Below are 464 nucleotides of genomic sequence, written 5' to 3'. Positions count from 1 at the left end.
TTCATGGACATTTTCATCCAGCAGATCATCAACGGATTGGTGCTAGGCAGCATGTACGCACTGATCGCCCTGGGCTACACCATGGTGTACGGGGTGCTGAACCTGATCAACTTTGCCCACGGCGACATCCTGATGGTGGGCGCCATGGTCGGCCTGTCGATCCTCAAATTGGTGCAGCAGGTCGCGCCTGACCTGCCGGGCATCGTCAAGCTGATCATCGCCATCGTCGGTGCCATTCCGGTGTGCGTGATCGTCAGCCTGCTGATCGAACGCATCGCTTACCGTCCGCTGCGCAACGCGCCGCGTCTGGCGCCGCTGATCACCGCCATCGGCGTGTCGATCCTGCTGCAGACCTTCGCCATGATGATCTGGGGCCGCAGCCCGCTGCCGTTCCCGCAGATCATGCCCTCGACCCCGGTCAACATCGCCGGTGCCCTGATCTCGCCGACCCAGATCATGCTGCT

General features: G+C 61.9%; 1 protein-coding gene. It reads left to right on the top strand.

Going from position 1 to position 464, the window contains the following annotated elements:
• Window positions 1-3 precede the first annotated feature (3 nt).
• On the top strand, window positions 4-464 hold a 461-nt coding region (locus tag MKD49_RS25775), incomplete at its 3' end, for a branched-chain amino acid ABC transporter permease (protein ID WP_252697717.1).

The sequence above is a fragment of the Herbaspirillum sp. WGmk3 genome, from assembly GCF_023952535.1.
GTDB classification, from domain to species: domain Bacteria; phylum Pseudomonadota; class Gammaproteobacteria; order Burkholderiales; family Burkholderiaceae_D; genus Herbaspirillum; species Herbaspirillum huttiense.
This window is presented reverse-complemented; position numbering and strand designations above follow the sequence as displayed.